The 26,828-nt window shown below is 65.8% G+C and carries 20 protein-coding genes; 7 read left to right on the top strand and 13 right to left on the bottom strand.

All coding sequences use genetic code 11. The annotated features are described in order from the left end of the window. Positions 1-103: 103 nt before the first annotated feature. The 4 genes from AC4PRM_RS14660 to dusB are packed head-to-tail and all read right to left on the bottom strand — an operon-like array spanning position 104 to position 5,735. On the bottom strand, positions 104-967 hold the full coding sequence (locus AC4PRM_RS14660) for a D-amino-acid transaminase (protein ID WP_492040417.1): 864 nt from the start codon (positions 965-967) through the stop codon (positions 104-106). Then, positions 964-2,379: a nitrogen assimilation response regulator NtrX gene (ntrX, locus tag AC4PRM_RS14655; RefSeq protein ID WP_492040416.1), complete on the bottom strand. Its 1,416-nt coding sequence runs from the start codon at positions 2,377-2,379 to the stop codon at positions 964-966. Before ntrX ends, AC4PRM_RS14660 begins: the two co-directional genes overlap by 4 nt. 9 nt (positions 2,380-2,388) lie before the next feature. After that, positions 2,389-4,686, bottom strand: coding sequence for a sensor histidine kinase NtrY-like (locus tag AC4PRM_RS14650; protein ID WP_492040415.1), 2,298 nt, complete (start codon positions 4,684-4,686; stop codon positions 2,389-2,391). After that, complete coding sequence (dusB, locus tag AC4PRM_RS14645) at positions 4,683-5,735, bottom strand: tRNA dihydrouridine synthase DusB (RefSeq protein WP_492040414.1); 1,053 nt, start codon at positions 5,733-5,735, stop codon at positions 4,683-4,685. Before dusB ends, AC4PRM_RS14650 begins: the two co-directional genes overlap by 4 nt. 64 nt (positions 5,736-5,799) lie before the next feature. Between dusB and AC4PRM_RS14640 the strand changes: the two genes are divergently transcribed. After that, positions 5,800-6,957 carry a bifunctional 2-C-methyl-D-erythritol 4-phosphate cytidylyltransferase/2-C-methyl-D-erythritol 2,4-cyclodiphosphate synthase gene (locus AC4PRM_RS14640; RefSeq protein WP_492040413.1) on the top strand — a complete coding sequence of 386 codons (1,158 nt, stop codon included), beginning with the start codon at positions 5,800-5,802 and terminating at the stop codon, positions 6,955-6,957. Here the strand turns inward: AC4PRM_RS14640 and AC4PRM_RS14635 are convergent. Further along, entirely contained in the window at positions 6,954-9,266 is a 2,313-nt protein-coding gene (locus AC4PRM_RS14635) for a fused MFS/spermidine synthase (RefSeq protein ID WP_492040412.1), read from the bottom strand. The genes AC4PRM_RS14640 and AC4PRM_RS14635 overlap by 4 nt on opposite strands. 81 nt (positions 9,267-9,347) lie before the next feature. Here AC4PRM_RS14635 and AC4PRM_RS14630 point away from each other — a divergent pair, with 81 nt between their 5' ends. Together AC4PRM_RS14630 and AC4PRM_RS14625 are read left to right on the top strand one after the other, a co-directional pair. Further along, positions 9,348-9,839: a CinA family protein gene (locus AC4PRM_RS14630; RefSeq protein WP_492040411.1), complete on the top strand. Its 492-nt coding sequence runs from the start codon at positions 9,348-9,350 to the stop codon at positions 9,837-9,839. Then, on the top strand, positions 9,836-10,066 hold the full coding sequence (locus AC4PRM_RS14625) for a sulfurtransferase TusA family protein (RefSeq protein ID WP_492040410.1): 231 nt from the start codon (positions 9,836-9,838) through the stop codon (positions 10,064-10,066). The genes AC4PRM_RS14630 and AC4PRM_RS14625 overlap by 4 nt, the downstream gene beginning before the upstream one ends. On the opposite strand, the gene AC4PRM_RS14620 is transcribed toward AC4PRM_RS14625, so the two are convergent. Then, positions 10,032-10,973: a YihY/virulence factor BrkB family protein gene (locus tag AC4PRM_RS14620; RefSeq protein WP_492040409.1), complete on the bottom strand. Its 942-nt coding sequence runs from the start codon at positions 10,971-10,973 to the stop codon at positions 10,032-10,034. The two genes, AC4PRM_RS14625 and AC4PRM_RS14620, sit on opposite strands and share 35 nt — an antisense overlap. A gap of 161 nt (positions 10,974-11,134) precedes the next feature. On the opposite strand from AC4PRM_RS14620, the gene AC4PRM_RS14615 reads away from it, so the two are divergent. Continuing rightward, positions 11,135-12,448 (top strand): diguanylate cyclase domain-containing protein, encoded by a 1,314-nt coding sequence (locus AC4PRM_RS14615; protein WP_492040408.1) that lies wholly within the window; start codon positions 11,135-11,137, stop codon positions 12,446-12,448. Here AC4PRM_RS14615 and mfd read toward each other — a convergent pair. Both mfd and AC4PRM_RS14605 read right to left on the bottom strand, forming a co-directional pair. Then, a complete protein-coding gene (gene mfd / locus AC4PRM_RS14610; RefSeq protein ID WP_492040407.1) occupies positions 12,445-15,894 on the bottom strand; it encodes a transcription-repair coupling factor in 3,450 nt (1,149 codons plus the stop codon). The two genes, AC4PRM_RS14615 and mfd, sit on opposite strands and share 4 nt — an antisense overlap. Next, entirely contained in the window at positions 15,894-16,211 is a 318-nt protein-coding gene (locus AC4PRM_RS14605; RefSeq protein WP_492040406.1) for a succinate dehydrogenase assembly factor 2, read from the bottom strand. Before AC4PRM_RS14605 ends, mfd begins: the two co-directional genes overlap by 1 nt. An 80-nt stretch (positions 16,212-16,291) precedes the next feature. Between AC4PRM_RS14605 and recG the strand changes: the two genes are divergently transcribed. After that, positions 16,292-18,391 carry an ATP-dependent DNA helicase RecG gene (gene recG / locus AC4PRM_RS14600; RefSeq protein ID WP_492040405.1) on the top strand — a complete coding sequence of 700 codons (2,100 nt, stop codon included), beginning with the start codon at positions 16,292-16,294 and terminating at the stop codon, positions 18,389-18,391. A 44-nt stretch (positions 18,392-18,435) separates the two neighbouring features. On the opposite strand, the gene AC4PRM_RS14595 is transcribed toward recG, so the two are convergent. From AC4PRM_RS14595 to kdsA, 4 genes are read right to left on the bottom strand one after another with little or no spacing between them, the layout of a single operon-like run. Then, positions 18,436-19,542, bottom strand: a complete 1,107-nt coding sequence (locus AC4PRM_RS14595; protein ID WP_492040404.1) for a DUF3089 domain-containing protein — start codon at positions 19,540-19,542, stop codon at positions 18,436-18,438. Continuing rightward, positions 19,539-20,540: an ADP-glyceromanno-heptose 6-epimerase gene (rfaD, locus tag AC4PRM_RS14590; RefSeq protein ID WP_492040403.1), complete on the bottom strand. Its 1,002-nt coding sequence runs from the start codon at positions 20,538-20,540 to the stop codon at positions 19,539-19,541. Before rfaD ends, AC4PRM_RS14595 begins: the two co-directional genes overlap by 4 nt. Further along, positions 20,537-21,991 (bottom strand): D-glycero-beta-D-manno-heptose 1-phosphate adenylyltransferase, encoded by a 1,455-nt coding sequence (gene rfaE2, locus AC4PRM_RS14585; RefSeq protein WP_492040402.1) that lies wholly within the window; start codon positions 21,989-21,991, stop codon positions 20,537-20,539. The genes rfaD and rfaE2 overlap by 4 nt, the downstream gene beginning before the upstream one ends. Positions 21,992-22,009: 18 nt before the next feature. Continuing rightward, positions 22,010-22,879 (bottom strand): 3-deoxy-8-phosphooctulonate synthase, encoded by an 870-nt coding sequence (gene kdsA / locus AC4PRM_RS14580; protein WP_492040401.1) that lies wholly within the window; start codon positions 22,877-22,879, stop codon positions 22,010-22,012. A gap of 99 nt (positions 22,880-22,978) precedes the next feature. Between kdsA and AC4PRM_RS14575 the strand changes: the two genes are divergently transcribed. Continuing rightward, the gene (locus AC4PRM_RS14575; RefSeq protein WP_492040400.1) at positions 22,979-24,427 is read left to right on the top strand and encodes a cryptochrome/photolyase family protein; all 1,449 of its coding nucleotides are present in this window, start codon (positions 22,979-22,981) and stop codon (positions 24,425-24,427) included. On the opposite strand, the gene AC4PRM_RS14570 is transcribed toward AC4PRM_RS14575, so the two are convergent. Beyond that, positions 24,424-25,998, bottom strand: a complete 1,575-nt coding sequence (locus AC4PRM_RS14570) for a cryptochrome/photolyase family protein (protein WP_492040399.1) — start codon at positions 25,996-25,998, stop codon at positions 24,424-24,426. The two genes, AC4PRM_RS14575 and AC4PRM_RS14570, sit on opposite strands and share 4 nt — an antisense overlap. Between AC4PRM_RS14570 and sseA the strand changes: the two genes are divergently transcribed. Then, a complete protein-coding gene (gene sseA / locus AC4PRM_RS14565; RefSeq protein ID WP_492040398.1) occupies positions 25,998-26,828 on the top strand; it encodes a 3-mercaptopyruvate sulfurtransferase in 831 nt (276 codons plus the stop codon). The genes AC4PRM_RS14570 and sseA overlap by 1 nt on opposite strands.

Here is a 26,828-nt window from a genome sequence, read left to right as displayed (position 1 = left end):
TTCTTGCTTGTTCCGCCGCGTGGGTGACCACACGGGACCGGATCGAATGCCCGGCCCGCCACATTACGCACCGCCAGGGCGGCATCGCAACAGGGGCGCGACCCTAAATGGCGTCGCGTTTGGCCTGTTCAAGATACAGGGTGCGAAGGCGGGTCGCGATAGGGCCGGGCTTGCCGTCGCCGATGGTGGTGCCGTCGATGGACACCGCCGGCATGACGAAGGCCCCGGCGGCGGTGAAGAAAGCTTCTTTTGCGCGCTTGGCCTCGTCCACGCTGAAGGGGCGCTCGTCCAGCTCCAGCTTTTCCTGCTCGATCAGGGCCATCAGGGCGGTGCGGGTGATGCCCTTCAGAATGTTGGCCTGGGTGTCGCGGGTCCGAAGCTTCCCGTGCTCGTCCACGATCCAGGCATTGGTGGATGAGCCCTCGGTGACCAGACCCATCTCGTCGACCATCCAGGCCTCATAGGCCCCGGCTTCGCGCGCCGCCTGTTTGGCCAGGACGTTGGCCAGCAGGCCGACGGTCTTGATGTCGCAGCGGCCCCAGCGGATGTCGGGCTGGGTCAGGACGGCGACGCCCTTTTTCGCCTGCGCCTCGGCCTTGCTGGCGCTGATGGAGCGGGAGGTGACGATGACGCTGGGTGGGGTGCCCTCGGCCGGGAAAGGGTGATCGCGCCGGGCCGTGCCGCGCGTGACCTGCAGATAGACGATGCCGTTCCGGACGCGATTGCGCCGGATCGTCTCGTGCAGCACCCGCGTCAGGGCCTCGCGGCTCATGGGGATGTCGATCCTCAGCTCGTTCAGGCTGCGGTGCAGGCGGGTCATGTGGCCGTCGAAATCGGCCATCCGCCCGTCGAAGATGGACCAGACCTCATAGACGCCGTCGGCGAACTGGAACCCGCGATCCTCGACATGGATCGTGGCCTGGCCATGCGGGTGGTACTGGCCGTTGACATAGGCGACGCGGCTCATGCTTCGGCCACCGGCTCTTCGTCGTCGTCGCCGCCGCGCGAGGGGGAGACGCCCAGGGATTTCAATTTCCTGTGCAGGGCCGAGCGCTCCATGCCGATGAAGGCGGCGGTGCGGCTGATATTGCCGCCGAAGCGCATGATCTGGGCCGCCAGATATTCGCGCTCGAACACCTCGCGCGCCTCACGCAGCGGCAGGGCGATGATCCGCTCAGCGCCAAGCGTACCGGTGGAGTTGGCATTGGTTGCCTCGGACGGCAGCATGTCAGCGCTGATCGGCTCGGACGGATCGCCGGTCGCCAGGATCAGCAGCCGCTCGACGTTGTTGCGCAGCTGACGGACGTTGCCCGGCCAGGGGTGGACCTGCAGCACGGCGATGGCGTCGTCGCCCATGCGCCGCTTGGGCAGGCCCTGCGAGGCCGACAGGGTGTCGATGAAATAGTCGATCAGCTCGCCGATATCCTCGCGCCGCTCGGACAGGGCCGGCACGCGTATGGGCACGACGTTCAGGCGATGAAACAGATCCTCGCGGAACCGGCCCTCGGCGATCTCGACCTTGAGGTCGCGCGAGGTCGAGGTGATGACGCGGATGTCGACCTGAACGTCCTGCTCGCCGCCGACGCGGCGGAAGCGCTGTTCGACCAGGACGCGCAGGACGCGGCTCTGGCTCTCGCGAGGCATGTCAGCGACGTCGTCCAGATAGAGCGTGCCGTTGTGGGCGCGTTCGAAGACGCCGATCTTGCGCGGACGGCCATCGTGACCCTCCTCACCGAACAGCTCCAGATCCAGTCGCTCAGGCGTCATGCCGGCTGCGGCGATGGCGACGAACTCGCCACGCGACCGGGCGCTGGCCTCATGGATCTGGCGCGCGACCAGTTCCTTGCCGGATCCGGGCGGTCCAGAGATCAAGACGCGGCTGTTGGCCGGGGCAACCTTGGCGATCGTGGTGCGCAAGGCCTGGGCTGCCGCGGAGCGACCGATGAAACCGTCAGGCTCATTGACCTGGGCCTTCAGCCGGCGGTTCTCGCGCTTCAGCGAACTGGTCTCCAGCGCGCGCTGCACGACGACGACCAGCCGGTCGGACTTGAAGGGCTTTTCGATGAAGTCATAGGCCCCGCGCTGCAGGGCGGTGACTGCCGTCTCGATATTGCCGTGGCCCGAGATCATCACCACAGGCAGATCCGGGTCCAGTTCCTTTATGACGTCCAGCAGTTCCAGCCCGTCCAGACCGCCGCCCTTCATCCAGATGTCGAGCAGGGCCAGCGACGGCTTGCGTGCCCGGATGGCGGCCAGGGCCTCTTCGGAGTTGGAGGCCACGCGCACGGCATGGCCTTCATCCTCAAGCAGGCCGGACACCAGTTCGCGGATGTCGGCCTCGTCGTCGACGACCAGAATATCGGCTCCCGTGGATCGCATATCGCCTCGCTATTCGTTGGCCGGAACGGTCACGGATCGGGACGCCGGAGCGTCCTTCGCCTTGGCCGAAGCGGTCGATGGCTGTTGGGATTTCAGAGGAAAGATCAGGCAGACCTTGGCACCGCCCAGCGTCTCGGCGTCGGCCAGTTTGAGCTCGCCGCCATGCTCCTCGCAGATGCGTTTGACGATGGCGAGGCCAAGGCCAGTGCCCTTCTCGCGCGTCGTCACATAGGGTTCGGTCAGGCGATCACGATCCTTGGCAGGCAGGCCGGGCCCGTCATCCTCGATCACGAAGGTCGCCACGTCGTCCTCGACCAGCAAGCGCGCCAGAATACCCGGACCGTCTCCGTCACCGGCCCTGGGGTCCGTTTCGCGGCGCAGGGCCACGGCCTCCCCCGCATTCTTCAGGATGTTGGCCAGGGCCTGACCGATCATGGGGCGGTCGGCATGAATGGTGACCTTGGGCAGGGGCTCGGCCAGTTCGACAGTGATCTCGGCAACGGCCACGCGCTGTGCGAACACCGCCTCACGCAACAACTCCGCCGGATCGGACGACGTAAATCGTGGCGCGGGCATCCGGGCGAAAGACGAGAACTCATCGACCATCCGCCCGATGTCACCCACCTGACGGATGATGGTCTCGGTGCAGCGGTCGAAGACCTCGACGTCCTCTTCGACCTGTTTGCGATAGCGGCGACGCAGCCGTTCGGCCGAGAGCTGGATGGGCGTCAGCGGGTTCTTGATCTCGTGCGCGATGCGCTGCGCTACGTCACGCCATGCGGCGTTGCGCTGGGCCGTGACCAGACGTGTGATGTCGTCGAAGGTCAGGACCATCTCTCCGCCGACACCACCTTCGATCCGCACCCGCAGACGACGTGTTTCACCCTCCAGAGTCACGTCGATCTCTTCTTCGATATGGGCCTCGGCCCGCGCCGCCAGTTCGCTGAGCTCGGGCGAGACCTCGCCGAGCGGACGACCGATGATGTCCGTGTCGGATATGGCCAGCAGTTCGACCGCGCTGTCGTTGATGGCCGAGACCCGGCGCTGGCGGTCAAGCCCTATGACGCCAGCCGATACGCCCGACAGCACCGTCTCGATAAAGCGGGTCCGCCCCGTCGCCTCCTCGCTGGCCGCACGCAGTGCCGACTGCTGAGCGGCCAGATCGGCAGTCATGCGGTTGAACGCGGCTGAAAGCATACGGATTTCGCCCGGCCCGTCGTTGCCGTCCACACGCGCCGCCAGATCGCCGCCCGCCACCTTGTCCGCCGCCTCGACAAGCCGCCCGATGGGGCCGGAGATGGAGCTGGCAGCCGACATACCCAGCCAGACTGCCCCAACGAGAACCAGCAAAGCCGTCTCGACATAGCTGAGCGCGAATGAGGCCTGGATGCGTTCGCGGCTGGCTTGGGCCTCCCGATAGGCCAGAATCGATTCCTCGCCATTGCGCATCTGGGCCAGCAAGCCAGGCTGAAGCGGGCGGACCATATAAAGAAAGGCGTCGCCATAGGCAGGCAAGACCATGACGGAACGCACCGCGTCCGGCCCCTCGGTGACCTCTTGAGCAGGAGGGGCACCTTCAAGCGATGCTTCTTCCAACGCTTCCATGGAAGGAGCGACATAGGGTGGGGCACCTGGCGATTCACCGCTGGCCAGAACCTGCCCGTCGGACCCTAAAATGTAGACGGCGGGATAACCGAACAGTTGTCCGACCTGAGACAGAGCATCAGAAAACTGCACCCGGTTGTCAAAAAGGGGCCGAACACTGTTCAATTGTTCCGCGACGACCAGTATGTCGCCATCCATCTCGTTGGCCACGTCTTCCTGATAGGCCCGCCCGATGGTCGCGCCGTTTTCGACGGCGGATTGGACATTGTCGCTGAACCACTGGTCGACGCCCCGGTTGACCAAAACGCCGAATACCAGGGCGATCAGGATCGACGGTATCAGGGCCACCATCGAGAACAGGGTCACGAACCTCAGGTGCAAACGCGCACCCGCGTCGGATCTGCGCCGGAACAGGCCGATCGCGCGTCGCCCGACGACCACTGCCAAGGCCAGGATCAGCACCAGATTGATCGACAGGATCCACAGCACGGCCCGGCTGGCCAAATCCCGTGCGCCGTCGCCGCTTGTGCCCGGAGCCTCGGCAACCAGCCAGATGGCTGCAGCCGTTATCAGGAGCGACAGGCCAAAGGTGAACAGGAACAGATTGCGACGACGCTCTTCGGACCAACCGGAAAACCAGCCCCCCATGCCGCTCGGCGGGGGCGTCTGATCGGCGTGGGTCGCGATGGGCGTCTCCGTCATACCGCTCCAGCGTCTACCAACTGTGGCGCTAGATCAACAGGCGAGTGACCGGAAAGCGTCACTGACGACCACAGCTGCGTGATCGCCTGCTCCACCTCGCCCGGGTGCTCGAGCCGACACAGGCGCGCCTTGGCCGCGCGCCGCTCTTGGGGATCTGCAGGCCAGGGGGCCTGTTCGACATACCAGCCCAGATGTTTGCGGAACATCTTCAGCCCCAGCGGCAGACCATAGAAGGCCACCGAGGCTCGTAGATGCTCGATCACTATGGCGGTGCGTTCGGCGCAATCCGGCTCGGTCAGAACCGTCCCGTCTGCCAGCGCCCGCTCCAGATGCGCCGCCAGCCAAGGCCGCCCATAGACACCGCGGCCCAGCATAAGCGCGTCCGCGCCCGACTGGTGCAGGGCCTCGCGGGCATCGTCGGCCGTCAGGATATCGCCATTGACGATCACCGGCAGGGCGACCGCCGCCTTGACCTCGCCCACCGCCCGCCAGTCGGCGCGGCCGGTGTAGAATTGCTGGCGGGTGCGCCCGTGGACCGTGATGGCCTTGATACCCAGGTCCTCGGCCCGGCGGGCAATGTCGGGCGCATTGCGGCTTGCGTCATCCCAGCCCAGCCGCATCTTGACCGTGACGGGGCGCGAGGTCGCCTCGACCGCCGCCTGCATCAGGCGCGCGGCCAGATCGGGCGTGCGCATCAAGGCCGAGCCGCATGCCGAGCCTGTGACCTCCTTGGCCGGACAGCCGAAATTCAGGTCGATGATGTCGGCCCCTGCCGCCTCGGCCATGCGCGCGCCCTGCGCCATCGTCGCCGGATCACGCCCGACCAGCTGGATCACGGTCAGGGGCAGGCCGTCCCCGACTGCTGCGCGCCGAACGACATCAGGCCGTGCCCGTGCCAGCTCCGCGGCCGCGACCATCTCTGTCGCCACATAGGCGGCGCCCAGCCGGGAGGCCAGGACGCGGAACGGCAGGTCCGTGATCCCGGTCATGGGCGCGGTCAGCACCCGTCCGGGCACCCAAACGTCACCGATCTGTATGCCTGTGGCCATGTGGCCCCTTACCGCGCGTCGACGCCCCCTCGTCAAGCATGACGGCGGCGATTAGAAGGCCGTAATGACGACACCCCTCCCCCGCTTTGCCGCCATTGTGGTCGCCGCCGGTTCCGGCTCCCGTTTTGGCGGAGCCAAGCAATGGCGCGACCTGGGTGGCAAGCCGGTGATCCGGTGGTCGGTCGAGGCCCTGATCGAGGCCGGGGCGGAAGATCTCGTCGTGGTCGTGGCGGGCGACGCCGAGGCTGAAGCACAGGCAGCCCTAGGGGGTTTGAGCGGCTGGCGTCTGACGCTCGGCGGGTCGACACGCGCGGCGTCTGTTCAGAATGGTCTCGCGGCCCTCAAAGGCCCAACCGACCGTCCAGTCCTGATCCATGATGCCGCCCGCCCCCTGCTGGATCGCAGCGTCATCGACAGGGTGATTGCCGCCCTAGCTGATGCCGACGGTGCCCTGCCCGCCCTGCCGGTCGCCGACAGCCTGCGCCGTGCGGACGGCGACATCGTCACTGGCGAGGTCGAACGCGGCGACCTTTGGCGGGCCCAGACCCCGCAGGCCTTCCGCCATGACAAGATTACATCCGCCTACGCCGCTTGGCCCGCCGACGAGGTCGCCACCGATGAGGCCACCGTCGTTCAGCGCTCGGGTGGCCGAGTCCGCATCGTGTCAGGCGACTCTCGCCTGATGAAACTTACCTACCCAGAGGATTTTGCCATGGCCGAGGCCTACATTCCCCGTCAGATCCGCGTGGGTCAGGGCTTCGACGCCCACCGCTGGGGGCCAGGCGATGCCGTGTGGCTGTGCGGGGTCGAGATTCCGCATGACCAGACCCTGATCGGCCATTCCGATGCCGATGCGGGACTGCACGCGCTGACCGACGCCATTCTGGGGGCCATGGGAGATGGCGACATCGGGGATCACTTCCCGCCAACGGACCCGCAATGGAAGGGGGCCTCGTCCGATCTGTTCCTGATCCACGCGGTCGAGCGGCTGAGCGCGCGGGGCGGGCGACTGGTCAATGTGGATGTCACCCTGATCTGCGAGCGGCCCAAGGTGAAACCGCACCGTCAGGCCATGCGCGAACGCCTCGCCGAACTGCTGGCTCTTCCGCTGGACGCGGTCAGCGTCAAGGCGACCACGACCGAAGCCATGGGGTTCACCGGTCGAGGCGAAGGCCTGGCCGCCCAGGCCCTAGCCACCATCGAACTGCCGGCACGCAGCTAGGCCTCCGGCGCGGCGACAGGTTGATATCGCCGACGCATGGCCCCGAACAGATTCACATAGTCGTCAGTCCAGGCCGCGACATCGGTGTCCGCAGGGTCTATCCAGCGTGGGTCGCTGCGAAAATCTTCCAGCCCCTGCTCGGTCGGCGACAGGATCAGGACCTCGGTCGATGCTTCGGCCAGATCGGGCGTCGATGGGCCCTGATAAGTCACCTGATGAAGTTTGGGCCGCCCCAGCGCCTGGGCCGCCGCGATCGCCGGCAAGGTGATGTCCAGGTTGCGGTTGGACAGGTGCAGCACCAGCACACCCGTCGGCTTCAGCTGCTGCAGGTAGCCATCGATAGCCTCGACGGTGAGCAGATGCGTCGGCACGGCATCCGAAGAAAAGGCGTCTATGACCAGCAGGTCGTAGCTGCCGACCGGTTCATTGGCCAGCGTCAGGCGCGCATCCCCCAGCACGGTCCTGACTGGCCCCTGAGCGCAGCCGGAGATATAGGTAAACCAGTCTGGATCGCGCGCGAGACGATCGACCATGGGGTCGATCTCGAAGAAGGTCATCCGGTCCTCGGCCCGCTTGTAGGCGGCCATGGCACCTGTCCCCAGGCCGACCACGCCGATATTGGCCGGGCCGCGACGCCCGACAATCAGCGCTGACTGCCCAATCGGGGTGGTTGGTGCATAGTACATCCGCGCCGTGCAGGCGAAGAGCGGATTGCGTGCCTGGGCTCCGTGATAGGTCGTTCCGTGCGTCAGTACATGCACATCGCCGCCCAGACGTGGGTCCGGCACATTGGCGATACGCACGACGCCGAAGAAGCTGCGGTCTGAAAAGCTGGTGTCATGTCCGCGGCCGACCCATTGGGCTGACAGGGTCATCAGCAGCACGATACCGGTAAAGACCAGACCCCGATCCCGAAGCAGGAACGCACAGATCACGGCAGGAAGCAGCAGCAATATGGTCAATTGCGGCATCATCAACGGCGACTTGGCGTAGAAGATTGTGCGCGCATAGTCGTCGGCATTCAGCGCGATCGATACGAGGACCGGTGCGGCGGACGACACGATCGCCAGGATCACCGCCATCGTCTGATAGGACGTCAGCCCGCCCTTGCCCCAAGGCCGGAACAGACCGACCAGCACCAGCACCAGCGGATACTCCCACACCATGTCGAACAGCAGAGGTGCGACCAGGGCGGTGAACGCCCCGCCGACCACTCCGCCCAGGGACATCAGCAGGTAGAACTCCGTCAGGCGATCCGGAGGCGGGCGGCGGGCGGCCATCAACTGGTGGCACATCAGTGTCAGGAAGAAGAAGGCCAGCAGGCTGACCCCAAAGGCCAGGGTCCACTCGATCGACCGGAACGCCACCACCACAGCGCACATCGCGCCCAATGCCGCCGACAGGACAAGCGTTATGGGTAGCGGTATCCATGGCCGCGCCTGGAATGCGATGACGAACGTCAGCAGGTACAATGCCAGCGGTATGACCCAAAGAAACGGTGCCGACGCCACATCGGTCGACAGATGCGCAGTGACGCCCAGCATCAGGCTGGAAGGCGCGGCGGCCAGGAGCACGAAGCGGATCTTTTCTGCCCATGGGATGGGCGTACTTGTCGGCAGAGGTGCCGGCTCTGTCGAGCGATCCAGCCGTCGGCTCCAGACCACTGCGGCCAGGCCAACGATCATGAGCACGAAGATGCCGTAGCCGACACTCCAACCCCATCGCTGACCCGACAAGGTTGCAAGGGGCTCGATCAGAACCGGATAGGACAGAAGGGCCAGGAAGCTGCCCAGGTTGGACGCGGCGTAAAGAACATAGGGGTTCTGGCCCTCCGCCTGCCCCACACGCACCCTTGCGTACCACGCCTGCAGCAGCGGCGCGGTCGCGGACAGCACCGCAAAGGGAGCACCCACGGACAGGGTCAGGGTCACAAGCAACCAGCCGATGGGGGCCGACGGTTCGGGATCGCCCAGCCAGCCGTTGATCCTGAGCGGCAGGAACAGCGCCGCCAGCACCAGCAAGATCAGATGAACCCCTACCTGCAGCTTGATCGACCCGATTCGCTGCAGCAGGTGGGCATAGCCGTAACCGGCCAGCAGCGCGGTCTGGAAGAAGACCATCGCCGTGTTCCAGACTGACGGCGAGCCGCCCAGCATCGGCAGGACCAGCTTGGTCACCATGGGCTGGACGCCGAAAACCAGGGCCGCCGAAGTGAAGATGGCAAGGGCGAACAGAAGGGGCGTTAGCCGATCCGAAGACCGGCGCGGTGCAGCGTAGCCCACGTCCGGGCCCAGGCTCGTCTCACTCATGGTCGGCTCATGAAAGGTCTTCCGGTCAGGCGGGGATAGACTACCCTAGACCAGAACCCCGCCGCTCCGGAAAGCCTGTCCATGTTCCCCGACGACATTGAGCAACTGGCCCGTCAGGTTATCGTGGCCGCCGCCACCAGAAACCTGATGATCACAACGGCCGAGAGCTGCACCGGCGGTCTGGTAGCCGGGGCCTTGACCGCTGTCGCGGGCTCATCCGTCGTCCTTGACCGGGGGTTCGTGACCTACAGCAATGCCGCGAAGACCGAGATGCTGGGCGTGCCCGCTGGCATGATCGCCACGCATGGAGCCGTGTCCGAGCCCGTCGCGCGTGCCATGGCGAGCGGGGCAGTTGCTCAGTCGCAGGCGACCCTGTCGGTCTCGATCACCGGCATCGCCGGTCCGGGCGGAGGATCCGATGACAAGCCCGTCGGGCTGGTCCATTTCGCTGCATGTGGCCCCGGTGGCCTGAGTCATGCCGAGCACCGGTTTGGCGATCTGGGCCGTGAAGCTATACGGCTGGCCAGTGTCCGCGTCGCTCTGGACATGCTGATGGAACGTACAAGGTCGTGATCGTCGATGCACGCGGCCACCGCTGTCCCGTCCCCAGCCTGAAGCTGCAGAAGGCCCTGCGGGCGGCGGCCCCCGGCAGTCAACTGACCCTCCTGGCCACCGATCCCATGGCGAGAATCGATGTGCCGTTTTTGATCGACCAGATCGGAGGCCAGGTCATCACCATCGAGCAAACCGACGGCGTCCTGACCATCACCGTCGCTGCGCCCGCCGATCCGACAGCTTGACCACGCTGTCCGGCAAGTCGTCACCCGGCTCCAGACGAGGCGCGCCCTTTGACCGGGCCGCCAGTTCCATCTCTGTGGTGAATGCTCCGCCGTAGAAGATGGCGTTGACGTTCCAGGACAGCCAGATCAGCAGCACGACCACGGCCCCCACGGAGCCATAGGTGGCTCCCAACGGCGCGATCTGCTCGACATAGATGGCACAGAGCCAGGACGAGATGGTCGACATGATCGTTGCCACGACACCGCCGACAATCGACGGGATCCAGGCCACCGGCGCGCGATGCGACATGGCATACCGATAGAGCAACGTCAGGCCCAGCCCCAGACCCAGCGCAGGCCAGAGCGCATCCATGCTCCAGTTGGATACCAGACGGCCAGGTTCATCCGCGCTGGCACGCTCCAGAATGCGCGACGTCACGACGGCCCCCGACACGACGGTGAACAGAAGGAAGGCGAACAGGGCCACGAAGAAGGCCAGAAGATTGAATTTGAAAAAGCCGTGCGGCTCCGTCTCGTCATGAATGAGATTAAGTCCGGCCAGCAAGGCCTTGAAACCCCGATGTGCCGCATAGCCGCCGATGATCACGGCAAAGGCCGACTGGGCCGACACCGTGCGGGCTGACGCATTGGCCAGTCGGTCGATCTCGGCCATGAATATGGCCCGTGCCGCGTGTGGCATGACATCAGCCAGCGCCGCAGCCTGCTCGCTGACCTGCCCGATCGTCAGAACGGCCTTGTAGAAGCCGATCAGAATGGCAATGGCCGGGAAGACGGCCAAGAGGGCGAAAAAGGACACTCCGCCCGTGTACAGCATGACGTCGCGACCCCAGCTCCTCGCGAAGGCTTTCACGGCCAGCCGCCCCCACAACGCAGGCGCTACCCATCGCGTCACCGCGTGTGTGTTCATTTCAGATGACAATCCGGTCCCCACAACCGCCCTTTAGCCGGACACCATAGCCGATCTGAATACAGGGGAAAGCGCCCACTCGCTGTTGCTCCATTCGGGGTGGCATCGCTATGGTCCCCGACGTCGAGTCCGAACGCGGTCCGGCCCTGGAGATGTCACCCTTGAGTTCCGATCCTCGCATTCTGGTCGTCGCCCATGACGACGCGGTGGTCGGGCCCCTGTGTCAGGGCCTGGACGCTCTGGGCTGGCGCACGGTCACGGCTCGCTCGCTGGCCGCCGCACTGACTGTGCTGATGGACTGGCCGCTGGAAGCCATCATTCTGGACGCCCGCGTCGCCGACACGGAAGCCGGCGTCGAGGCGCTTCGGCTGGCCGTCGCCCCGCGACGCCTGCCTGTCATGGCTATCGGGTCCGAAGCGACGACATGGGTCGGTAACCAAGCCGATCTGATCATGTCAGCGCCCCCTCACCCCGCCCAGGCGGCCTTGCGGCTCGAGGCCCTGGTCCGCTCGGCTATCGCCGAGGAAGAAGTGGCACTGCGCGAAACGACCTTCACCGCCCGGGGCGAACCCCTCAAGCCGGTCGATATCGATGATACGCCCCTGCGCGTCCTGGCTGCAGGCAAGGCAGACCGGCACTTCCTGGCCCTGTCCAATGCACTGGAAGCCCACGGTTGCGAAGTCGTCGCCGCCCCGACGCCCTATACTGCCTTCGACTATCTGCATGAGCGGGCCTTCGACGCCGCCGTGCTGTGGGGGGCCGAAGATCACGCTCCGGCCCTGTCCATCGCCTCTGGCATGAAGCGCAACACGCGCCTGTATCACATCCCGGCGGTGCTCTATCTGCGCGGTTCGGCCGAGATCAATCTGGCAGAGCTTTACAACCGCGGCTTTGCGGATGTGGCCGCCGCTGACACGGCCGAGGACGAGACGGCGGACCGGATCGTCGCCCTGGCCCGCGCCCATCGTCGTCATGTCGCCATTCGCAAGTCGCTGGAAAGCGCACGCGGTTCAGGGCTGACCGATCCCAATACCGGCCTGTTCACGCCCGAACTGTTCGCCAGCCATCTGGCCCGCGTGGCCGAAGGGGCCCGCCTGCGCCGGCGCCCGCTGTCTGTCGCTGTCCTGCGCGTGACGGAGACCGACGCCGTCCGCGAGGCGCGTCGAGGTGGCTGGCTGGATCGCGCCCTACCGCAGATCGGCACCATGGTGTCGCGCCTGATCCGGACCGAGGACACGGCCGCCCGCCTGGCCCCGGACGTCTTCGCCCTGGCCCTGCCCGCCACGCGCGGGCCCGCCGGCCGGATCGCGGCGGACCGCATCGCCGCCGTCATCGGCTGCACCGCCTTCGAGGCCGGCCCCGACAAGACGCCCTTCGTCGTCGAGTTCGAATGTGGCGTCGCCGAGGTTCAGCCCGGCGAGAGCCCGGCCGCGGTGCTGGAGCGGGCGTCACACGACATCAACGCCGCGCGCTAGGCTCCGGCCACCCGCGCCAGGTCCGTCGTGATGCGTTCGGCCACCTTCAGCCGCTCCTCGGGTGTGTTCCAGTCGCCCTTGACCACGATCTTCTGATCCGGCCGGATCTTCCAGAAGGCGTGGTTCTTCTGGATCAGGCCGACCAGACCCATGGGGTTGGGGAAGGCGTTGTTGCGCAGGGTCAGGACCGCGCCCTTGGGCCCTATGTCGATGCGCTCGATACAGGCGGTCTTGCAACTGGCCTTGATGCCGACAATGCGCAGCAACTGCTTGGCCTCGTCCGGCAGCGGGCCGAACCGGTCGATCAGTTCAGCGGCAAGGGCCTCGCGCTCCTCGGTCTTTTCGGCATCGGACAAGCGCCGGTACAGGCTCAGACGCACATTCAGGTCCGGAACATAAGCCTCTGGAATCAATACAGCCGCGCCCACATTGATGGCGGGCGACCAGCCGCGATCGATCTCGCCCCCCTCGCCGTTCTGCTTGAGCTCCGCGACCGCGTCTTCCAGCATCTGCTGATACAGTTCGACGCCGACCTCGCGGATATGGCCCGACTGTTCGTCGCCCAGCAGATTGCCGCCCCCACGCTGGTCCAGGTCATGGCTGGCCAATTGGAAGCCGGCTCCCAGGTTGTCGAGCGACTGCAGCACCTGCAGCCGCCGTTCGGACGACAGCGACAAAGGCCGCTTCGGATCGGTGGTGAGGTAGGCAAAGGCCCGGGCCTTCGCCCGTCCGATCCGGCCCCGGATCTGGTGCAACTGGGCCAGGCCGAACATGTCGGCCCGGTGCACGATCAGGGTGTTGGCCGTCGGCACGTCCAGGCCACTCTCGACGATCGTGGTCGACAGCAGCACGTCATAGGTGCCGTCGTAGAAGGCGCTCATCACGTCTTCCAGCTGAGTCGGGCTCATCTGGCCGTGGCCGACGACGAACTTCACCTCGGGCACCTGTTCGCGCAGGAACTGCTCAATGTCAGGCAGGTCTTTCAGGCGTGGCGCGACATAATAGGCCTGACCGCCGCGGTACTTCTCGCGTAGCAGGGCCTCGCGGACCAGGACCGCATCCCACGGCGTGACATAGGTGCGAACCGCCAGACGGTCGACCGGCGGGGTCGCTATGATCGACATCTCGCGGATGCCCGACAGCGCCATCTGCAGCGTGCGCGGGATCGGCGTGGCGGTCAGGGTCAGCAGGTGAACGTCAGCCCGCAGGGACTTCAGCTTCTCCTTATGCTTGACCCCGAAATGCTGCTCTTCATCAACGATAACAAGGCCCAGGTCCTTGAACCCGACCTGCTCGCTCAAGACGGCGTGGGTCCCGACCACGATCTCGAAGGCACCGTCCTTCAGGCCCGCGCGGGTCTCGGACGCGTCCTTGGCCGTGACCATGCGCGACAGATGCCGCACGGTGATGGGCCAGCCCGCGAAGCGCTCGCTGAAGGTCTTGAAGTGCTGTCGGGCCAACAGGGTCGTAGGACAGACGATAGCGACCTGCTGACCGGTCATGGCGACCACAAAGGCGGCCCGCAGCGCCACCTCGGTCTTGCCGAAGCCGACGTCACCACAGATGAGGCGGTCCATGGGCGTGCCCTTGCCCAAATCTTCCAGCACGTCGCCGATGGCGTTCAGCTGATCGTCTGTCTCCTCATAGGGGAAGCGGGCACAGAACTCGTCGAACAGGCCGTGCGGCGGGGTGATGGCCTCTGAGGTCCGCAAGGCCCGCTTGGCGGCCAGGGCGATCAGCCCCTCGGCCATGTCGCGCAGCCGCTGCTTGGCCTTGGCCTTGCGGGCCTGCCAGCCCGCCCCGCCCAGACGATCCAGCTGCGCCCCGTCGGCATCGCTGCCGTAACGTGTCAGAAGATCAATGTTTTCAACCGGCAAGTAGAGTTTGCTCTCACCGGCGTACATGAGCTCCAGGCAGTCGTGCGGGGCTTCCTGGATCTCCAGCGTCTTGAGGCCCTCATACCGTCCGATGCCGTGATCGAGATGGACCACCAGATCGCCCGTCGTCAGAGCCGAAGCCTCGGCCAGGAAGTTGGACGCCCGGCGCTTCTTGCGCGGACGCGCCAGCCGGTCGCCCAGCATGTCGGTTTCGGAGATGACAGCGATCTCATCCGTCTCGAAGCCATGTTCAACCGGCAAGATGCCGCGCAGATAGACGTCTTTCGGCGCGGCCTGGACATCGGCCCAGTCACGCACGGCGATGACATGCTCCAGCCCGTGGTCGGCCATCATGGAGGCCAGCCGCTCCGATGAGCCTTCGGTCCAGGAGGCGAACAGCACCCGCTTGCCCGCCGCCTTCAGCGCCTGGGCATGCCGGGCGACCGCTTCGAACAGATTGACGCTGTCCTGCGCCCGCTCGGCGGCAAAGCTGCGGCCCAGGCGTCCGCCGGCGTCCTCGCCTGAATTGGCCAGCGGCGACAGACGACGCACCCAGCGACCGGCCAGGGCGCTGTTCCAGTCGCCAGCATCCAGATACAGCCGCTGTGGCGGCAGGGCCCGGTTGGCAGCGCCCGCCTTGGTCATCGAGGCATCGCGCCGGGCCTCATAGGCGTCGGCCGTCAGGGTCCAGCGCTCCGCCCGCGCCGCCTCCACCTGATTGTCCAGAAACAGCCGCGCGTCATCGGGTAGATAGTCGAACAGCGTCTCCAGCCGGTCGTAGAATAACGGCAGCCAGTGCTCCATGCCCTGACGCCGCGCGCCCTCGCTGATCGCGGCATACAGGGCGTCATCGCCCGGTGCGCCGAACAGGTTCAGATAGCCGGTGCGGAACCGCGAGATGCTGTCGGCATCCAGCAGGGCCTCGGACACCGGGGCCAGGGCCACCGACGTCTTCTGTCCTGTCGATCGCTGTGTGGCCGGATCGAAGGTGCGAATCGATTCCAGCTCGGAGCCGAACATGTCCAGTCGCACGGGCTCTTCGAACCCAGGCGGATAGACGTCGATCACACCGCCGCGTACGGCGAACTCGCCCTTCTCCGACACGGTCGAGGCCCGCATGTAGCCGTTCGCAGCGAAGTAACGCTCCAGCTGGGTCGTATCCAGATCGGTGCCCGTGACGGCCTCGAAGCCCGCGCCTTCGGTGATCTCGCGTGGCGGCGTGCGCTGCATGGCCGCGCCGACCGTCGTTACGACCAGCAGGGGGCGTCTGTCCGACGCGTCCCGCCGCGCCAATTTCGTCAGAGCCGCCATCCGCTCGGCCGACACCGACGATGTGGGGCTCAGCCGGTCGTAGGGCAGGCAGTCCCAGGCCGGAAACTCCACGACTTCAATGTCTTTTGAGAAAAATCCGAACGCCTGGACGAACTCTCCCATCCGGCCATAGTCGCGGGCTATGAAGACACCGATGCCGCCGTCGGTCTTCAGCCGCTCTGCAACGGTCAGCGCATCCAGGCCTTCCGGTGCGCCGCCGAGATCCTGTTCGCTGCGCCGCAACGCCTCGCCGTCCATCAACCAGCCCCTTCAGCGACTGCTGCGGCAACGTGATCGCGCATGAAGGCTCTGATCTTGGCCATTACCGGAGTTTCGTATTCGTCCGGCGTCGGACGGCTCTCGATGATCCAGGCATAGAGTTCGTGATCGTCGTCCTGGGCCAGCAGGGACTCGAAGGCGTCCAACTCATCGTCGGCAAGCGTCGGCCCGACCTGATCCGTGAACGGGCCCAGCACCAGGTCGGCCTCGCGGAACCCACGCCGCCAGGCCCGGAAGGCGATGCGCCCCAGCCGGTTCCGTTTGTCTTCCATCAGGCGTGCGTCGATATCGGTCACAAGGTTCCTTGCCCGGTCAGTGCGTCAGGTCGGCACCAGATAGCGTTCCAACCGGCCTTTCGCCAGCTATGCTGGGTGTCATGAGGCCGCAGATTCTCTTTCCCCTGTTTGCAGAGGTGTCCAGCCTGAAGGGCGTGGGCCCGAAAATCCTGTCTCTGGTCCAGAAACTGGCTGGGCCGCTGGTGCGCGACGTGGCCTTCCTGTCGCCGTCCGGCCTGATCATCCGACGCCCCATGACGGCCGTCGACGCGGTCGAGGGGCATGTCGGTCTGTTCGAGATCGTCATCGACCGCCTGATCGTGCCCGGCAAGCCGGGCGCGCCGATCAAGGTCCGGGCGATCGATGAGACCGGCTTCGTCCACCTGATTTGGTTCGGCGGCTCGGCCCAGCACATCGATCGCCTGCTGCCCAAGGGCCAGAAGCGGTGGGTGTCGGGCAAGGTCGAGCGGTTTAACAACGAAGTCCAGATCGTCCATCCGGACATCTTCACCCCCGAACAGGCCGTCGATATTCCCGCCGTCGAGCCGGTCTATCCGGCCACGCAGGGTCTGACCTCACGCGTGGTGCGCAAACTGGCCCAGGCGGCGCTGGCCCAAGCGCCGGATCTGGCGGAGTGGCAGGATCCTGCGTGGCTGGCGAAGATGCGCTGGCCGAGCTGGCGCGACGCCTTGAAAGCGCTCCATGCTCCCTCCTCCGAGCCAGACCTTCTACCAGAGGCACCAATTCGCCAGCGTCTGGCCTACGACGAACTGCTGGCACACCAGTTGGCCCTCGCCCGCCGCCGCCGAACTCGCAAGATCACGCCAGCGCCCCGCATCATGCCAAGAGATGCCTCTGCCCGACTGCTGGACGCCCTGCCTTTCAGCCTGACGGGTGCCCAGGCCCAGGCAGTTCAGGAGATACGCCGCGACCTCGCGGCGGGCGAGCAGATGGGGCGCCTGCTGCAGGGCGACGTCGGTTCCGGCAAGACCGCGGTCGCCGCCCTGGCCCTGGTCGATACGGCGGCGTCGGGCTTTCAATCTGCCTTGATGGCCCCGACTGAAATCCTGGCCCGGCAACATTATCAGAAGCTGGCCCCCTTGCTGGAGACTGCAGGGATTTCGACCATCCTTCTGACCGGCCGCGATACACCGGCCGAGCGGCGCGAGCGGCTGGCGGCTCTCGCAGCCGGCGATGCCCAGGTGGCCATCGGAACCCATGCCCTGTTCCAGGACGCCGTCCGCTTTGACCGACTGGCCCTCGCCGTCATCGACGAGCAGCACCGCTTCGGGGTCAACGAACGCCAGAGACTGCAGGCCAAGGGCAACCCTCGCACCGGCGGTGTCCATCTGCTGACCATGTCGGCCACACCCATCCCGCGCACACTGGAACTCACCCAGTACGGTGAGCTGGAGGTGTCGCGTCTGACCGAAAAGCCGCCGGGCCGCACCCCTGTCACGACGGCCGTCCTGCCCCAGGCCCGTATTGGCGAGGTCGCCAAGCGGCTGAAGGCGGCGCTGGACAGCGGAGCCCAGGCCTATTGGATCTGCCCCCTCGTGGCCGAGAGCGAGAGCATCGACCTGGCAGCGGCAGAGGCGCGAGCCGCCGACCTGCGGCGCATCCTGAAGGTCGAGGTGGGCCTCGCTCACGGCCAGATGCCGGGGGCCGAGCGCGAGGCCGTCATGGCCGATTTCGCTGACGGTCGGCTGCCGCTGCTGGTCGCCACGACGGTGGTGGAAGTCGGGGTCGATGTGCCGAATGCCACCATCATGGTCATAGAGCACGCCGATCGTTTTGGTCTGGCGCAGTTGCACCAGCTTCGTGGGCGCGTCGGGCGTGGAGCCAAGGCCAGTGCCTGCATCCTGCTTTATGGAGGTAGTGACACCGGGCAGGAGCCTTCCCTGGGTGAAACTGCGCGGGTCCGGCTGGAAACGCTTCGCCGGACCGAAGACGGCTTCGAGATCGCGGAAGAAGATTTTCGCCTTCGGGGCGGCGGCGATCCTCTGGGTCTGAAACAGAGTGGCTTTCCGGCCTACCGCTTCGCCGACCCGATCCGCCACCGGAGCCTGCTGCTGGCCGCATCTGACGATGCACGCCTGATTTTGGGCCGGGATCCTGATCTTGTTTCCGAGCGAGGTTCGACCATCCGCGTGCTGGAAGCCCTCTTCGACTGGAAGAACGACCGCTCAGGAGCTGATTGACCTACCGCTGTTCGTTTCATTCCAGTCTTTGAAACTAAAAACGATCAGGTCTCTGTATCGGCACTCCAAGACGACAGCCTGCGCTGAACATCGCTCTCAATATCTCCGTAGAAGAGATTGTAAGGCCGGGATTTTCTTCTGTCCGTCCAGCTTCCCGTCGGTTTGAAGGATTCCGACCGGGGCTCGGTATGTCTCAGCACACCATCCTGGCACTTCGCAGCGATCTCCCTGCTCAGCAAGGCCGGACGGACCCCCCATTCCAGCCCGGTCGCATTGGTGGCACCCGCATGCAGTCTTTCTGCGGCCTGGTCGTCGTTGGCCGCGCCGGTTATCGGATTCACGCAAAGGGCCTCCCGCCCGTCGAGATAGACAAGGTCCCCGGCCTTGTCCCAGACCAGTGCCCGACGAAGCCGTCTTGACGCTGCGCCATCATTGCCCTCGCTGACAGGCGACCAGCCCACCAGGCAAGCTGTTTGCATTCGTTTCTGACAGGCCGGAAGTTGGGGTGTCACACCCACGGACGGCGCGACCACATCAATCAGATAGGCGGCGACGATGCGCTGACGCAGCGCAGGGTCACCAGCGACCTTTTCGCGAACCAGCCGCTCGAGCAGTTCCCCGCCCTGCTCTACGCCTGCGAGGACGACCGGACCTGTCGGATGCCGCGCGATCCAGACATCGAATGCAGCCGCCACATCCCGATAGGCAAACGACCTCGCCTCCCGCGCGTCCTCGCGCGCCGTCAGTCGGGTGTAGAGGCTGGCCTGGCGATATCGCGGTACGCTCACAGCCCCCGCCAGGGCAAAAGGACCGGCGTAGTTGGGCAGGACCACACGCTTCAGATAGCGATCGGCCTCACCGTCCCCGATCGGCCCATTCCAGTCCCGGCCGCCGTCAAAGGTCGTGGAGTGCAGGAAAAAGACGGCTGCGGGACCAGAGGCGGGACTGCGCATGTCGCTCATCGCCCAGGCATCCGGGCTTGCGTAATCGGGTGCGGGCGGCGGCGTATAGGTCTGGAACGGCACCTGCGGATCCAGAAAGGCCTGCAGAATATCACCTCGCCAGACAGCGATCGCCAGGGTCAGAACGGCCACGACGCCGAAGCCGGTCCAACCCACCCATTGCCGCAAGGTCAGACGGGACTTCGTCACCGATAGGCGTCCGCTTGCGACAGGAAGCCCTGAACGTAGCGCCTTACGCCCTCTTCCAGTGGCGTGGACTGGCCCGGATAGCCGGCCGCCCGGATACGCTCCATCCGCGCCTCGGTGAAGTACTGATATTTGTCGCGGATGCTCACGGGCGTATCGACATAGGTGATCTGCGGGGTTTTTCCGGCGGCGGCAAAGGTCGCCTGCGCCAGGTCCTGAAACGATCGCGCCTGACCAGAACCGGCGTTGAACACGCCCGACACGGACGGTGTGTCCAGCAGCCATGCGATGATGTCGACCACGTCGTCCACGAAGACGAAGTCGCGCATCTGGCCGCCGTCGGCGTAGGCAGGGTTGTGTGAGCGGAACAGTGTCACCGCCTCGTCGGCCTGCACCTTCGGCCAGATCTGGGCCACGACCGACTTCATACCGCCCTTGTGGTATTCGTTTGGGCCATAGACGTTGAAGAACTTCAACCCGGCCCACTGGCTGGGCGACTGCCCTCGATCAGACTGCCGAGCTGCATACTGATCGAACAGCATTTTCGAATACCCATAGGCATTTAGCGGCTTCAGCGCAGTCAGTGCCTCAAGACCGTCGTCATCTGTAAAGCCAGCCTCGCCGTCGCCATAGGTGGCCGCTGAAGACGCATAGATCATCCGGGCATTGCGCAGGGCGCACCAGTCCCACAGGTCGCGCGACAGGCTGAAGTTGGTGCGCAGGATCAGGTCGGCATCCGCCTCGGTCGTCGAGGAAATGGCCCCCATGTGCACGACAGATTCAACCGCCTCGGCATGCCGCTCCAGCTGTTCGAACAGTTCGTCGGGCTGCCAGAAGTCGGCGATCGGGTGCTTGGCGATATTCTTCCATTTGCCCAGGGCCGCGTCTTCCAGACGGTCGCAGACCACCACGTCGTGGCGATCCTCCTCGCACAGACGGGCGACGATGTTGGAGCCGATGAAGCCCGCTCCACCGGTCACCACGATCATGCGACGGCTCATGCCTCATCCCTCATCTTTTCGATGGTGCGTGTGGTGGAATAGCCGTCTTCGAAGGTGGCCAACCGGACGACGCCCCCCCAGCTCTCGACCAAATCGCCGCCGACGACGCCCTCGCGCGTATAATCCGCGCCCTTGATGAGGACATCGGGCCGCAGTCGTTCGATCAGGGCCAGGGGCGTCGGATCGTCGAAAGCCGTTACCCGATCCACCGACTGCAGACCGCCAATGACGACGGCCCGGCTGTCCAGATCGTTGATCGGCCGCCCCTCGCCCTTGAGCCGTCGCACCGAGGCATCGGTGTTCAAGGCCACCACCAGCCGGTCGCACCAGCTCCGCGCCTGGGCCAGATAGGCGACGTGGCCCCGATGAAGGATGTCGAAACAGCCGTTGGTGAAGCCGACCTTGAGCCCCTGCCGCTTCCAGCCCTCGACGACATGCGCCAGGTCGTCCAGCGGCATCACCTTGGCGTGGGCGCTGGCTGCGTGCTGGCTCATCTCGGCGTCGATCAGCTCCGCGGCCGTCACAACGGCAGTCCCCGCCTTGCCCACGACCACGCCCGAGGCCAGGATGGCAAACTCGACCGCCGTCTCTAGCGACGCTCCAGCCCCTAGCGCCAGACCCAGCGCCGCCAGACCGGTATCCCCCGCGCCCGAGACGTCGAACACCTCGCGCGCCCGGCCCGGGAAGTGCGCCACAGGTCCATCCCGCCGCATCAGGCTCATGCCCTTGCCCGCGCGGGTCACGACGACCGCCTTGGCCGTGGTGGTCGCCAGAAGCGCCACCAGCGCCGTCTCGACTTCCTCATCCGTCTCGACCGGCAGGCCCGTGGCCCCCGCCAGTTCGCTGGCATTGGGCTTGATCAGGTCGACAGCCCCATAGCGTGCAAAATCCCGCCCCTTGGGATCGACCACGACCGGAACGCCCGCCGTTCGCCCCGCTGCGATGGCCTGATCGATCACGGAATCGCTGACCACGCCCTTGGCGTAGTCGGACAACAGAATGACGGAAGCATCTGTAAACGCGTCGCTATCTTTCGCCGCGACCGTTGCGTCTTCCTCATCCAGGCGCAGCAACTGCTGCCCCGCCGCCACGAAGCGCGTCTTGACGATGGTGGCCACGCCAACCCGCCGCTCCACCGCATCCTCGATGCCGTCCTCGGCCGCGATCAGGTCGACAAGTTCCTGACCTGCCGCGTCCTGACCGACCACGGCTCCCAGACGCGCCACACCGCCCAGCGCCGCCACGTTGCGCGCGACATTGCCGACGCCACCCGGCATGGCCGTTGTCCGGCGCGACTTCAGCACAGGAATAGGGGCTTCCGGCGAAATACGGCTGACCTCGCCATAGACGTAGCGGTCCAGCATCAGGTCGCCGACGCAGGCGATCTTCAGCCCGCGCACGCGCTCCAGTAGTGCCTGCAATTGTCCGAGGTCGAGCGTCCGTTCAGCCATGCTTACGGCCTATCGGATTCACGCCGCTTTCGCCATCCGGCTCTTGGTCAGGTCATCATAGGCGATCAGCTCGGCGGCCAGGGCTTCGAACTGATCCAGCGGCACCATATTCGGCCCGTCCGACGGGGCATTGTCCGGGTCCTGGTGCGTCTCCATGAAGACGGCGTCCACACCGACTGCAACGGCGGCGCGTGCCAGGACGGGCACGAACTCGCGCTGACCGCCCGAGGAGGTCCCCTGCCCGCCCGGCTGCTGCACACTGTGGGTCGCGTCGAACACGACCGGACAACCGATGTCGCGCAGGATCGGCAGGGCCCGCATGTCCGACACCAGGGTGTTGTAGCCGAAGCTGGCTCCCCGCTCGCAGGCCATGACGTTGGGGTTCCCTGCACCCACCACCTTGGCGATCACATTCTTCATGTCCCAGGGGGCGAGGAACTGACCCTTCTTGATGTTGATCGCCTTGCCCGTCGCGGCGGCGGCCAGCAGCAGGTCGGTCTGGCGGCTGAGGAAGGCCGGAATCTGCAGGATGTCCACGGCCTGGGCAGCGATGCGGCAATGATCTTCGGTGTGGACGTCGGTCAGGACCGGCAGGCCCGTGACCTCGCGGATTTCGGCGAAGATCGGCAGGGAGCCTTCCAGTCCGAACCCGCGGGCGGCGGTGGCACTGGTCCGGTTCGCCTTGTCGAAGCTGGTCTTGTAGATGATCCCGACGTTCAACCGCTCGCCGATCTCCTTCAGCGCATGGGCCATCTCCAGCGCATGCTGACGGCTTTCCAGCTGGCACGGGCCGGCGATGAAGACGATCCGCTGGCCGCCACCGATGGAGACGGGGCGGGTCAGGCCGTCCTTGATGTCGATGATGGCGTTGGGCTTTGACACGGGCATGGACTTTCGGCTTGGAGAGACGGCGCAACTGACGCACCTATGCGGCGATCAGGTGGCGTCGGACGTTGGTGTTCGCAAGCTATCATGGAGCGCGACCGCATGACCACCAAGGCCGACGACAGCCCCGTCATCCTGTGGTTCCGTCAGGACCTGCGTCTGGCGGACAATCCGGCACTGGGCCATGCGGTGAAGAGCGGTCGTCCCGTCCTGTCGGTCTACATCCTCGATCAGGGCAGCCGCGTCCGGCCCATGGGCGCGGCCTCGCTGTGGTGGCTGGACAAGTCTCTGCGTGCGCTGGCGGCTTCGCTGAAGAAGCATGGTGCTGAACTGATCCTGCGACGCGGCGACAGCGAATCGGAACTGCGTCGTTTGATCGATCAGACGGGGGCCGAGTCGGTCTACATGAACCGGTTGTTCGAGCCCGATGCCTTCGCCCGCGACGCCGACATCGCCCACAGCCTTCAGGCCGACGATATCGAGTGCAAGGGCTTCAACGGGACGTTGCTGTGCACGCCGGGAAAGGTGCTGAACGGCTCGGGCCAGCCGTACAAGGTCTTCACGCCGTTCATGAAAGCCCTGCTGGCCGAGGCGACACCGCCGGCGCATGTCGCGATCCCTCGGCAGATCAAGGCCCTGACTGACGTCGCCTCAGACGACATCGACGACTGGGGGCTACACCCGACGCGTCCCGACTGGTCCGGGGGCTTTACCGGCACGCCGGGCGAGGCCGGAGCCAAGGCAGCGCTGGATGCCTTTCTGAGCACGGCAGCAAAGACCTACAGCCGCGACCGCGACCTGCCGGGCAAGGCGGGGACCAGTCGTCTGTCCCCTCACCTGCATTTCGGCGAAATCAGTCCGTGGCGGGTCGTGGAGACAGCCCGGGACAGCAAGGCCGCTGGCAAGGAGGCCGAGAAATTCATTTCTGAAGTCGTCTGGCGCGAGTTTTCGGCCCACCTGCTGGCCGCCTTCCCCCAGATTACGACCCAAGCCTTCCGGCCCGAATACGACGCCATGCCCTGGCGCAAGGATGCCAAAGCCCTGAAGGCCTGGCAGACCGGCCAGACTGGCTATCCAATTGTGGATGCCGGCATGCGCGAGCTTTGGGCCACGGGCATCATGCACAACCGCGTACGCATGATCGTGGCGTCCTTTCTGATCAAGCACCTGCTGATCGACTGGCGCGAGGGCGAGGCCTGGTTCTGGGACACGCTGGTGGATGCCGATTTGGCTTCCAACGTCCAGAACTGGCAGTGGGTCGCGGGGTCAGGCGCGGACGCCGCCCCCTATTTCCGCATCTTCAACCCCATCACCCAGGGCGAGAAGTTCGACGCCGACGGGACGTATGTCCGGCGCTGGGTGCCGGAGGTGCGCCGCGTGCCTGACAAATGGCTGCATTCTCCCCGGACGGCCCCGCCCGAGGTGCTGCGCGAGATCGGCCTGCGTCTAGGTCACGACTACCCGCGTCCGATCGTGGACCACGCTGAAGGCCGCGCGCGCGCGCTGGCGGCCCTGAAGACCGTGTCCAACAAGGACGACCCGGAGCCCTAGTCGATCGGGACCGCGCCCAGCGTGGTCCGGCAGGTCTCGGCCTCGTCCAGTAGGGCCTTGCGCTTTTCTTCGCCAAAGTTTTCCAGCGTGCGGTAGGGCATGGCCAGTCGGACATTGTCCCGCAGCCGTCCCCGGTTTCGTTCAAGAAAGCCCCAGTACAGCCGGTTGAAAGGGCATGCCCCCTCGCCCGTCTTGGCCTTCACATCATAGCGGCACGGGCCGCAATAGTCGCTCATCCGGTCGATATAGGCCCCCGAGGCCGCATAGGGTTTGGAGCCCACGATCCCGCCGTCGGCGAAGGTCGCCATGCCTCGCGTATTGGGCATCTCGACCCACTCATAGGCATCGGCGTAGACGGTCATGTACCAGTCATCGACCGCGTCCGGATGCACCCCCAGCAGCATGGCCAGATTGCCGGTCACCATCAGCCGCTGGATATGGTGGGCATAGGCATTGGCCCGCGTCGTCTCGACGACATCGGCCACGCAGGCCATGTCGGTCTCTCCGGACCAGAAGAACCACGGCAAGGCCCTGTCCGCATCCAGGAAGTTGCGCATCCGATACTCCGGCACCTTCAGCCAGTAGATGCCGCGCACGAACTCCCGCCAGCCGATGATCTGGCGGATGAAGCCCTCTACCGCATTCAGCGGGGCCTTGCCCGCCCGGTAAACCGCCTCCGCCCGCCGGCACACGTCCAGTGGATCGACCAGTCCCAGGTTGATCGAGGTCGAGATCAGGCCGTGCCACATCCATGGCTCGCCCTCGGCCATCGCATCCTGCCAGTCCCCGAAGGACGGCAGCACCTTCTCCAGAAAATCGGCGACGACGACCTCGGCCTGCTCCGCCTTGGTCGGCCAGCCGAAGCCGTCCAGATCACCGAAGTGGTCGGGGAACAGCCGTGCCACATCCGCGATAGCCCCTTGCGCCACCGCGTCTGGCACCGTCCGCAGCCGCTTCGGCGGCCGCAGGCCCTTGGTCAGTTTCTTGCGGTTCTCGGCGTCATAATTCCACTGCCCGCCCTCCGGCTGTTTTCCATCCATAAGGATGCCGGTCTCGCGCCGCACCTCGCGATAGAAGAACTCCATGCGCAGGGAAGACTTGCCCGAGGCCCAGCGCCGGAACCGGTCGTGCGAGCAGATGAAGCGTCGGTCCTCGCGGATATCCACCGGCACCCGCGCCACGCCCGCAAAGGCCGCAAGCGCCTCGGCCAGCCGCCACTCGCCGCATTCGGTAATGGCCACGGCCTCGAACCGGTGATCATCCAGAGCGCGATGGAGTTCTCCGACGATAGAATGGCTGTTGTCGGGATCGTCGATCCGCACATAGCGCACGGTCACGCCCCGGCCCTCCAGTCGCAGCGAAAAGCTGCGCATGGCGGCAAATGTCAGGGCGATCTTCTGCTTGTGATGCTTCACATAGGTGGCCTCGTCGCGCACCTCGGCCATCAGGACGACGTCACGCTTGGCGTCCAGCCCCTCCAGCGCGGACAGTCCGTCAGACAACTGATCGCCCAACACCAGCCGCAGCGTTCCCCTGCCCGCCCCCGTGTCGTCCGTGCTAGTCTTGGCCAATGGCCTCTCCCCTGATCTCCGCCACCGCACTCGCTGCCCGCTTTAATGATCCTACGCTGCGGATCGTCGATGGCTCCTGGCACCTGGACGGTCGCGACGCCCGCGCCGATTTCGAGGCCGCGCGCATTCCCGGCTCGGTCTTCTTCGATCTCGAAGCCGTCTCAGACCACACCTCGGACCTGCCGCACATGCTGCCGACTGCCGCAGCCTTTGCCGAAGCGGCCGGTAGCTTAGGCATCGCAGAGACCGACACCATTGTGGTCTACGACACCGTCGGTTTGTTCTCCGCGGCCCGCGTCTGGTGGACATTCCAGGTGATGGGCACGGCCAACGTCTTTGTGCTCGACGGCGGGCTTCCTGCCTGGCAGGCCGAGAGTCGCCCCGTCGAAACCGGCACCCCGCCAAAACCAGCTCCCGCGACCTTCCGCGCCACCTTGGCCTCTGACGCCGTCGCAGATGTCCCGACAGTCATGGCCGCCCTCACCGGCGATACCCAGGTGGTCGATGCCCGATCCGCCGCCCGCTTCGCGGGCCAGACGCCAGAACCGCGCGCCGGACTGCGCCCGGGTCACATGCCCGGCGCGCTGAATCTGCCCATGAAGTCGGTCCTCGACGATGCCGGTCGCCTGAAGCGGGGCGAGGCTCTGGCTGAGGCCTTCCAGCATGCCGGAGTGGACCTCGGCCGTCCTATCGTCACGACCTGCGGCTCCGGCGTCACCGCCGCTGTCTTGAGCCTGGCCCTGGCGGAACTCGGCTCCGACAGCCGCCTGTACGACGGGTCCTGGGCCGAATGGGGTGCCCGGTCGGACACCCCGATCCAGACCGGTTGA

It is taken from the genome of Brevundimonas sp. DW-iso22, assembly GCF_058725425.1.
This window is presented reverse-complemented; position numbering and strand designations above follow the sequence as displayed.